At 72.4% G+C, this 8942-nt stretch carries 9 protein-coding genes and 1 pseudogene; 3 read left to right on the top strand and 7 right to left on the bottom strand.

Features of this window, described 5'->3' with window-relative positions; all coding sequences use genetic code 11:
- A pseudogene (locus ACFYZL_RS33020) lies at positions 1–456 on the top strand (2-aminobenzoate-CoA ligase); the annotation flags it as partial.
- Between the two features lie 624 nt (positions 457–1080).
- Here the strand turns inward: ACFYZL_RS33020 and ACFYZL_RS33015 are convergent.
- From ACFYZL_RS33015 to ACFYZL_RS33000, 4 genes are all read right to left on the bottom strand, one after another.
- Positions 1081–1467 carry a hypothetical protein gene (locus tag ACFYZL_RS33015; protein ID WP_388684098.1) on the bottom strand — a complete coding sequence of 129 codons (387 nt, stop codon included), beginning with the start codon at positions 1465–1467 and terminating at the stop codon, positions 1081–1083.
- Positions 1468–1548: 81 nt separating this feature from the next.
- On the bottom strand, positions 1549–2403 hold the full coding sequence (locus tag ACFYZL_RS33010) for a DMT family transporter (RefSeq protein WP_388684104.1): 855 nt from the start codon (positions 2401–2403) through the stop codon (positions 1549–1551).
- Positions 2404–2454: 51 nt separating this feature from the next.
- Positions 2455–3255, bottom strand: coding sequence for a RimK family alpha-L-glutamate ligase (locus ACFYZL_RS33005; RefSeq protein WP_388684095.1), 801 nt, complete (start codon positions 3253–3255; stop codon positions 2455–2457).
- The gene (locus tag ACFYZL_RS33000) at positions 3252–4175 is read right to left on the bottom strand and encodes a RimK family alpha-L-glutamate ligase (protein WP_384757333.1); all 924 of its coding nucleotides are present in this window, start codon (positions 4173–4175) and stop codon (positions 3252–3254) included. The genes ACFYZL_RS33005 and ACFYZL_RS33000 overlap by 4 nt, the downstream gene beginning before the upstream one ends.
- Before the next feature lie 192 nt (positions 4176–4367).
- On the opposite strand from ACFYZL_RS33000, the gene ACFYZL_RS32995 reads away from it, so the two are divergent.
- The gene (locus tag ACFYZL_RS32995) at positions 4368–5099 is read left to right on the top strand and encodes a hypothetical protein (protein WP_384757330.1); all 732 of its coding nucleotides are present in this window, start codon (positions 4368–4370) and stop codon (positions 5097–5099) included.
- A 436-nt stretch (positions 5100–5535) separates the two neighbouring features.
- Here ACFYZL_RS32995 and ACFYZL_RS32990 read toward each other — a convergent pair whose 3' ends face one another.
- The 3 genes from ACFYZL_RS32990 to ACFYZL_RS32980 form a co-directional block, all read right to left on the bottom strand.
- On the bottom strand, positions 5536–6261 hold the full coding sequence (locus ACFYZL_RS32990) for an anti-sigma factor family protein (protein ID WP_388684092.1): 726 nt from the start codon (positions 6259–6261) through the stop codon (positions 5536–5538).
- The gene (locus tag ACFYZL_RS32985) at positions 6258–6869 is read right to left on the bottom strand and encodes a sigma-70 family RNA polymerase sigma factor (RefSeq protein WP_384757324.1); all 612 of its coding nucleotides are present in this window, start codon (positions 6867–6869) and stop codon (positions 6258–6260) included. The genes ACFYZL_RS32990 and ACFYZL_RS32985 overlap by 4 nt, the downstream gene beginning before the upstream one ends.
- Before the next feature lie 92 nt (positions 6870–6961).
- Complete coding sequence (locus tag ACFYZL_RS32980) at positions 6962–7963, bottom strand: DUF1996 domain-containing protein (RefSeq protein ID WP_388684088.1); 1002 nt, start codon at positions 7961–7963, stop codon at positions 6962–6964.
- 110 nt (positions 7964–8073) lie between these two features.
- On the opposite strand from ACFYZL_RS32980, the gene ACFYZL_RS32975 reads away from it, so the two are divergent.
- Positions 8074–8811, top strand: coding sequence for a DUF1838 family protein (locus tag ACFYZL_RS32975; protein WP_384757319.1), 738 nt, complete (start codon positions 8074–8076; stop codon positions 8809–8811).
- Positions 8812–8942: the final 131 nt, after the last annotated feature.

Raw genomic sequence — 8942 nt, 5'->3', positions numbered from 1 at the left:
ATCACCGGCGACACCTACATCCGCGATGCCGACGGCTACTTCTGGTACGTGGCCCGCAGCGACGACATGATCGTCTCCTCCGGCTACAACATCGCGGGTCCGGAGGTCGAGGCGGTGTTGGCCGGGCATCCGGACGTGGTGGAGTGCGGTGTCGTAGGCGCGCCGGATGCGGTGCGCGGCAGGGTGGTGAAGGCGTACGTGGTCCTGCGCGCGGGGGTTCCGGGCGGTGGGGAGACGGTCCGGGCGCTCCAAGAGCACGTGAAGCAGGCCATCGCCCCGTACAAGTACCCGCGGCTCGTGGAGTTCGTGACGGAACTCCCGCGCACGGGCACGGGCAAACTCCGCCGAGCGGAGCTCCGGGCCCGTGCGGAGGCGGCCTCCGCCGCACCCCAGAGCCGACTGCCCATCCAAGCCCCCTCGCGTCCGCCGGTCCCTCGGCATCCGCCGGCCCCTTGACGTCCGCCGTCCCCCTGACGTCCGCCGTCTCCCTGGCGTCCGTCGGCCCCGTGGCGTCCGCCGTCCCCCTGGCATCCGCCAGCCCCTTGGCGTCCCCGCCCCCTGGCGTCCGCTCGTTCCCTCCCAGCCGTCCGATTCCTCTGGCCTGTCCGAACCTGCCGGAATGCCCGCACCCTCCAGCGGCGGATATCCAGCCTCGCCGGCGTTTGAGGCGCGGGGTCCGGGGCGGAGCCCCAGGACGGGTCCGGGCGGAGCCCGGGGAACGGTGGAAGGGCGGGTGGGGGACCAGCCCCGCGCAGCGGCACCCCACCTGGCCGGGGCCGGGCCGCAGGGTGGGCCGTCGGGGCCGGGCGCGCGCCGGGGCACCTCCTCGGGCGTCGAACCCAATGCCGCACCGCCAACACGAGCGGGTTTCGTTCGACGCCCTGCGGGGGCGCCCCACCGCACACCCGACCCCGCCGGCGCGGGAGTGCCAAGTGGGGCTGCCCTGCAGAGCATCGGCGTTCGACGTCCTGCGGGGCGTCCCGCCGCACGCCCGACCCCGCCGGCGCGGGGGTGTCGAGTGGGGGCCGCCCGCGGAGCACCGGCGTTCGACGCCCCCGCGGGGGCGCCCCGCCGCGCACCTCACTGCGGCCGGGCCGTCCAGTTTTCGGGGATCAGCGGCGCCGGCATCCTCGTGGTGAACAGGGCCGCGACGACGCATTCGAAGAACGCCAGCGGAGCGAACCAGATCGTCAGCCACAGCGGCACGGTGAACCCGGCCATGGTGAACCAGAGCCGCCACCGGAACTTCTCGACCGGCATCCGGGTGTGGTTCAGCGCCGCGCTCAGCGTCACCAGCATCGTCAGGCCGCCCAGTGTCGCCAGCACCACCATCCCGGTGCCCATGTAGGCCCAGAACGAGAAGTCCGCGGCGAAGCCGAACAGCGGATAGGCCAACAGCCAACCCGCGGTGTGCAGCCCGCAGTACAGCCCGACGAACCGCCCCATGCGCCGGAACACTCTCGCCATGCCGGGACCGTCCGCAACCATGCCGCCCCCCAGTATTGAACGCGTTCAACTGTGCGCGTCATGCTACACGCCGCCGCGGGGTCACGGCGCGCCCTCGCCCGCGCGGGCGACGGCCAGGACTCCGGCGCAGATCAGGGCCACGCCCAGGAGTTGGGGGACCAGCCACCACTGCGAGCGGAGGTGTTCCTCGTACAGCAGCACGCCCAGCGCCACGCTGACGCTCGCGTCGCCGAGGGTCAGCGCCGGCTGGGAGGCGACCAGCGGGCCGCCCTGCATGGCGTGTTCGAGCAGCAGCAGGGCGCAGATGCCGGTCGCGCCGAAGGCGTACGTCTCCCAGGAGGTCAGGAACGCGACGAGGCCGCCCTCGTCGAGGAGGTGCACGGAGGACTTCATCAGGGCCGCCGTGAGCGCGTAGCAGACGGCCGTGGCGGCTCCCAGGCATCCGGCCCGCGCCCGGCCGGGCGGGCGTCGCAGCCCGGCCAGGGCCAGGGCGGTGACGGCCACCGCGCACGCGGCCAGGGCCAGGACCCACCGGTCGAAGGGGACGTGCGTACGGTTCCCCTGGGGCGAGGCGGCCGCCATCGCGATCCCGAGCCCGACGACCAGGATCGCGACCGCCAGCCACAGGGCTCTCGGCAGCCGGCGGCGCGTGAACAGCGAGGCGATCAGCAGGGCCAGCGGGAGTTCCAGTACGAACAGGGGCTGTACGAGCGCCAGCGCGCCGGTGCCCAGCGCCACGGCCTGGCCGACCCCGGCCGCGATGACCGCGAGGATCCCGCCGATCCACAGCGGGCGCCGCAGCAGGTCCAGGATCAGACCGAAACGGAAGCCCTCGCTCTGCGGCACGGTGAGGGCGGCCCGCCGCTGGAGCACGGTGGCCAGCGCGTTGGAGAACGCCGCGAACAGCGCGCAGAGGACCGGCAGGACGACGCCCATGCCCCGATCCTCGGCCATCCCGGTGCCGGTCACGGCCCGCGACACCCCCGTTTATCGGGTGGCGCGGGTCCGTCCGGTGGCGCGGCGCAGGGCGAGCGACGCGAGGGCCTCGGGGGCGCCGGCCTGGCCGCGGATGCCGGGGAAGGCGTTGACGTCCACGATCAGCGGCTTGCCGTCGCCGACGTCGATGATGTCCACCCCGTACACCTCCAGGTCGAACACCGCGCCGGTCTCCCGCACCAGATCGGCCCATCCGGCGGGCAGTTCGTCCAGGGGCAGCGGCCGGGTGGGGCCCCGGCCCCCGGGGGCGAGCTCGGAGCGGCGCAGTGCGCAGAAGACCTGGTCCCCGATCGCCCAGAGCTTGTGGTCCCAGCCGTTGTTGGGGGCGAACTCCTGCACCACGACCGGCTCGTGCGGCCACTCCAGGGCCAACTGTCGCAGCCGTGCGCCGTCGTCCACCCGGGCGACCAGGTCGCCCCGGCGGCTGCGCCGGCTCTTGACCACGACGGGGGAGGGGAGCGCGGCCCCGGACGCCCATGTCGAGAGCGATGCGTGGGTCCACGTGGTGGCGAAGGGCAGCCCGGCCCCGAGGGCGAGCTCCGCCATTCGGGTCCGGTCCTGGCACAGCGCGGTGGCCGCGGCGGAGTTGACCACGGCCGAGCCCCGGCGCTCCAGCTCCCGGGCGAGCTCCAGCGCCCGCTCGGTACGCGACTTCAGCAGGTACACGTCGGCCAGGCGGTCGGGAGCCGCGTCCGGGGCGAGCACCTCGACGGTGTGCGCGGGTGCCAGCAGGGCGGTGGTGGCCGCGAGCAGCGGATGCCCGGGATCCGCGGTGATCAGGCCGATCCTCACGCGTTTTCCCCCGCCCGGGCGGAGAGCTGCCCCGACGGGGCCTGCGCCGGCGCCGTCTGTACCGGGATCGACACGGGAAGGGGGTACGACACGGCCGGGGCGTGGGCCGAGCCCGTACGGGCCAGCTCCAGTACCGCCGCGGCCACGCGAGCCGGCGCGTCCGGCACCTGGCGGAAGCTCGGGAAGTCGTTCACGTCGACCACCACCGGTCCGTCCGGGCCCAGCAGCACGTCGACCCCGTAGAGATCGAGCCCGTACACCTCTCCCACCCGTGCGGCGATCGCCGCCACCTCCGCCGACAGCGGTACGCGCCGCTCCCGCACCGAGGGGTCCGGATTCAGCGGGGAACAGCGTTCGGTGGCGAACAGCTCGCCGCCGACGCCGTACACCTTGATGTCCGTGCCGCGATTGGGTACGTACGGCTGGGCGATGAGCATGCCCTCGCCCGCGAGCACGGGGAGCATCGCCTCCAGCCGCTCCGGCGAGGACACCAGGTGCACGCCCCGCCCGGAGCTGCCGTCCGCGGGCTTGACGACGAGGGGGTACTCCGCTTCCGGTATCTCCCGCAGCAGTTCGGGGAGGGCCACGGCGTAGGTGATCGGCAGTGGAAGCCCCTTGCCGCGCCCGATGGCGGCGGCCAGCGCCTTGTCCCGCACCCCCCGGATCGAGCGGGCGTCGTTGACCGTGGTCGCCCCGGCCGCGGCCGCCGCCTCCAGGAGGGTCAGCCCGGGCCCGCCGGAGACCGTCTTCAACACCCAGGCGTCGTGCGCACCCGCGTCGACCGCCTCGCTCACGCGCAGCAAGGAACCGCCCGGCCGCACCACGTCGACCCGGTGGCCCCACGCGGTGAGTTGCCGGATCACCTCGTTCGGCATGCCGTCATGGCGGTAGTGCTCCTCCACCAGGAAGCAGAGCCTCATGGACCTTCCCCATATTCCCCGGACGTCCGCCGATCCCGTCCGGCGAGTTGTGACGCCACAGGATGTCATGAACCGCAATGTGATGATCGGTCCGGGCCTGCCCGGGTGTCGTGCCACGGCCGACGGAGGAGGTCCGCCAACCGGGCGGAAATCCGGGTGAATCATCGGACAAACGGCTGCTACGTTGATCGCGTGCCGAAGCTGAATCAGATCATCGCAGTCGAAAAGGGCGTCAAGTCCAAGTCCCTCTCGGAGCTCACCCAGGCTCACCACGACGTGCAGAAGCCCGCCCTGCTGGCCGGTATCTCGCGGACGTACCAGCCCAAGGACGAAGAGGGCGAGCAGCTGCCGCCCGAGTCCACCCGGGTGCAGATCAAGGCGGAGGACGTGCTGCGCGCCACGGCGGGCACGCTCACGCGGCTGTTCGACGTGACGGCGACCAAGGACTGGGCGAACCGCAGCGCGGCCGCCGACGTGGTCGTGGACGGGAACGTCCTGCTCCCGCAGGTGCCCGTGCCGTACCTGCTCTTCCTGGAGAAGCAGCTCACCGACCTGCACACCTTCGTGCGCAAGCTGCCGGTGCTCGACGCCTCCGAATCCTGGAACCTGGACCCGTCCACGGACGCCTGGAAGACGGACCCGGTGCGCACCGTCCGTACGAAGAAGGTGCCGCGCAACCACGTCAAGGCCGAGGCCACCGAGAAGCACCCGGCGCAGGTCGAGGTGTACTACGAGGACGTGCCGGTCGGCTACTGGACGACCGTGAAGTTCTCCGGCGCCCTCCCCGCCCGCCGCGTCAACGAGCTCCTCGACCGGGTGGAGAAGCTCCAGCAGGCCGTGAAGTACGCCCGCGAGGAGGCCAACAGCACCGAGGTGACCGACCAGCGGGTCGGTGACGCGGTGTTCGGCTACCTGTTCAGGTAGCCCCGTGAACGCCCCCGCCCGTGTGCGGGGGTGCGCGAGAGCGCAAGCTGAAACTGATGTTGAAGCTGAAACAGGGGTGTCAGTTGGGGGTTCGAATCCCTCCCCCGGCACACGTGCCGGGGTGGCCCAAGCCTGGCAGAGGCGGCCCCATGAATCTCAGATTCTCGCTCCAGTCTCAGTATTCGCCGCCGAACACCGGATCGACCGAGCGCGGACGATCATCGATGGATGGGGGTTCAAGTCCCCCCTGCGCCTCTCTTCGTGGCGCGGTAGTTCAAAGGCAGAACACGTCGATCTAAGAATGATCCGCGACTCTTAAACGTGCCGGTGTGCGCAATTGGGTGGCACACAGGAGCCCGGGAGCTGGATATGCTCCCGGGCTCCGTCACGCCCGCTCCGTCACGCCGGCCCCGCAGTGTCCGTCAGGCCGTGCCCGTCAGACCGCCACGGAGACGAACGCGCGGCCCGCCTCGTTCTCGACGAGGATCTGCTGGACGTTCGCCGGGTCCACGGCCGCCGAGCCGTCCAGCGACGCGCCCTTGCCCTCACCGCTCGAAGCGCTGCCCACGACCCAGCCACCGGCGGTGGTGCGCGTGCCGTCCTTGGCGACGACGACCAGTCGGCACCGCTCGCCCGGCGGCACTCCCGTGACGGCCGCGTTCAGTCGCACCCACTTCATCGCGGGTGTCATCGTCACGGTGATGCGCGCCCCGGTGCCCGGATCGGTCGCGGAGGCCACCTTCGTCCCGGGAACGTGAGCCGGAGGGGCCGTCGTCACCGTCGGGGACGGCAGCGGCGGCACCGCCAGCGCGCCCTCGTCGGTGGCGCCGAGCTGCGTCCCGGCCCAGAACACCGCGGCCAGCGAGGCCGCAGCCGCCACCGCCACGAGCCCGGTGCGCCGGCGCCGCCTGCCCTCCAGTTCGCCGCGCATCTGCCGCAGCGTGCGCTGGAGCAGCAGGTCCCCGCCCTGTGGCGGCCCGTCCAGGAACGCCTCCCCTGGCACCTCGCCCAGCGCCGCCTCCATCTCCGTCAACGCGGCCACCTCCTCCCGGCACCCCACGCATCCGCTCATGTGCTCCTCGACCCGGCGGGCGTCCTCTTCGTCCAGTACGCCGAGGACGTACGGGCCGAGGAGTTCCTCCTCGTGCCGCTGCCCGTTCATGCCACCACCTCACGCAGTCCGGCGGGCTGCTGGGGCGGCCTGCCCGATCGTTTGCCGTCTCTGAAACCGTCGTCCCTCGCGCCGCCTTCGACGAAGAGCTCGCGCAGGGCCTTGAGCGCGTAGTGCGCACGCGATTTGACCGTACCGGCCGGGATGCCGAGGCGGTCGGCGGCCTCCGCGACGCTCAGCTGCCGGTAGTACAGCACCGTCAGCACGTCCCGGTGCTCCGGGGTCAGTCGGTCGAGGGCGCCGAGGACCGTCATGGTGTCCACCACGGATTCGGCGTGGTCCGCCTCCACCGGGGGAGCGGCCGAGGCCCCGGAGACCTCCGGCGGCCGGGCGGCCTTGGCCCGGTAGCGGTCGGTGATGATGTTGCGGGCCACGGTGAGCAGCCAGCCGCGCACCGAACCCTTTCCGTTGACCAGCACTTCGGAATGCCGCCAGGCGCGGATGAGGGTCTCCTGGACCACGTCCTCGGCGGCGGCCCGGTCCCCGGTCAGCCTCGTGGCGTACGCGAGCAGGGCGTGACCGTGCTCCTCGTACACCGACTTGATCAGTGCCTCGTCGGTCGAGCCCCGCCGAGTGCGGGGCCACAGTGGTCCGGCCATAACACCCTCTCCGTCTTCCTCGCTTCGTCGTGCGGTCGGAACACGCCGCCCGCGCGCGAGCGGTTCAGGTGACGTGCGTCACTCGCCGACGTTCAGGTGCGGCAGTCGCGGCCCGTGTTGAGGCAGTCGACGACCCGGGCCATCTGTCCGTCGGTCATCGCGTTCACGAACATGGCGTGGTCCGTCCTGGGGCTGTGCCGCTGTTCGGGGAAGGAGTCGACGGCGATCGGCGCGCCCGCGGGGACCTCGTAGGCGAGGGTGAGCCGCAGTTCGGGCACGGGGAAGGTGCCTTGCGGGCAGACGCCGCCCCCCTCGGGGAAGCGCAGGTGGGACCGGTGTCCGGCGCTCGCCGTGTCCAGCCCGTTCCAGCAGCTCGGGAAGGCGAGGGTGCGGGTGACGAGGTCGCCGGCCGGGCAGCGCGGGTAGCGGGTGGTGGAGCGGTCGGGGGAGCCGGAACAGCCCCAGCGGGCCCGGACGTCGGCGCCGGCGCCGGCGGTGAAGGCCACGGCGTCACCCGTCATCCCGCGCAGGAACCGGGGCATCGGGACCACCTTGCTCACCGGGTTCCCGCGGAACTCCACGCGGACCGAGGCCTCCGGCAGGATCTCGCCGGCGTTGCCGTGGCCGGCCGAGGTCTCGAACGGGCGGGTGCCCGGACGGTCGGTGCGGCGCAGGACGGGCCAGTAGTACGTGGAACGGTCGCCGCCCGTGCAACTGGTGGCGCCCGCGTCCAGGGAGGCGTCGGTGGACATCGCGTCCGCGGAGAGGTTCCCGACGTACGCGTGCGTGTGGTGGGCGCCGGCCCGCACTCCGGGGGAGACCACCAGGTTGTCCTCGTTGTAGTGCTCTTCCCCGTTGCGCCCGCACTCCACGGTCACCGAGCCGGCCGACCCGTCGGGCCCGGTGGCCGCAGCGGGGCCGGGAGAGGGTGGAACGTCCCCGATGTCCACGTAATCGGTGGGCGCCGGCCCGGCCGTACCGTGCCCGGGGTGCGGGCCGGACGCTCCCGAGGCGCCCAGCAGGACCGCGAGCAGCCCGCCGCCGCCCAGTACCAGGCAGATGACGAGAGTGAGCAGTCGGCGTTCGTTCCCCATGGCGGTCACGGTTGCCGGTGGCGCCGGCGCCGTCAACCCGGCATCCGCATGCCGGGCGCGGCCCGGGGCGTTCTTGTCCCGCGGCCGGACGGATGCGCACAGTACGTCCCATGACACCTGCCGAGCTCGTGAACGCCCTCGCCCGCACGCGCGCGTCGCTCGACGGCTCCGAGGTCACCCTCTGGTGGTCCGGGGACGTCCACTCGTGGGGCCCGGGGGAGCCGTACCGGCGCCTCTTCGGCTTCGAAGGAGTCAGCGTCGCCCGTCTCCTGCCCGACGAGGAGACCGGGGGCTGGCAACTGCTGAACCGGGAAGCCGCGTTCTACCTGGACCCGGTGACCAGGGAGATCCTGGAGACCTGGGAGGACAAAAAGGTCATCCACGTCTGGAACGATCCGGCGAACCTGCGGCTGCGGCCGTTCCCCGTCCCCATGACGGAGCTCGGCGACCAGGTCTGCTTCAGCCTGGAGATCCCGCTGGCCTACCCCTCGCCGCTGCCGGTCGCCGAGTTCCCGCTGAACTCCGGGGACGACACCTACCGGGCGCTGGAACTCTTCCAGTACTTCGCCCCGGCGAGCGTGACGACCACCGACGCGCCGAGCGTGCCCGCCACCCTGTCGTGGACGCGGATGTCCCCGTGGCTGCCCTGGATGGAACAGGGCCCTCGGCCCGGCGGTCTCGCCTTCCACTGCCGGGGCCGCAAACTCGCCGCGTACGACGAGGTGCCCGAACGCACCCGCGCCTACATCGCGGCCCGCCACCCCGAGTTCGCCCGGGCTCCGGAGAAGTGGACCGAGCCGAACGAGACGAGCTGGACGTACTTCCGCAAACTGGCAGGTCCCCGCTGAAAACGCCGCACCGGCCCACCACCGGCCCAACCGGGGTGCACCCCGCCGAACCTCCCGCGGAACGCTGCGCCTAATATCCCGCACGGGGGATCTCCGGGGGGCCCGACAAGGGTTTTCCCCGTATCCAGTTC

This window comes from Streptomyces sp. NPDC001717 (assembly GCF_042892775.1).
In the GTDB taxonomy this organism is placed as follows: domain Bacteria; phylum Actinomycetota; class Actinomycetes; order Streptomycetales; family Streptomycetaceae; genus Streptomyces.
The sequence above is the reverse complement of the archived record's forward strand: the minus strand, read 5'-3'. Positions and strand labels throughout refer to the sequence as shown.

What these genes read in the sequence shown, in the direction of transcription:
- ACFYZL_RS32985 (WP_384757324.1), bottom strand. Translation starts at nt 6,869, where the DNA reads ATGGCCGGACCACTGTGGCCCCGCACTCGGCGGGGCTCGACCGACGAG.
- ACFYZL_RS33000 (WP_384757333.1), bottom strand. Translation starts at nt 4,175, where the DNA reads ATGAGGCTCTGCTTCCTGGTGGAGGAGCACTACCGCCATGACGGCATG.
- ACFYZL_RS32990 (WP_388684092.1), bottom strand. Translation starts at nt 6,261, where the DNA reads ATGAACGGGCAGCGGCACGAGGAGGAACTCCTCGGCCCGTACGTCCTC.
- ACFYZL_RS32975 (WP_384757319.1), top strand. Translation starts at nt 8,074, where the DNA reads ATGACACCTGCCGAGCTCGTGAACGCCCTCGCCCGCACGCGCGCGTCG.
- ACFYZL_RS32980 (WP_388684088.1), bottom strand. Translation starts at nt 7,963, where the DNA reads ATGGGGAACGAACGCCGACTGCTCACTCTCGTCATCTGCCTGGTACTG.
- ACFYZL_RS33010 (WP_388684104.1), bottom strand. Translation starts at nt 2,403, where the DNA reads ATGGGCGTCGTCCTGCCGGTCCTCTGCGCGCTGTTCGCGGCGTTCTCC.
- ACFYZL_RS33015 (WP_388684098.1), bottom strand. Translation starts at nt 1,467, where the DNA reads ATGGCGAGAGTGTTCCGGCGCATGGGGCGGTTCGTCGGGCTGTACTGC.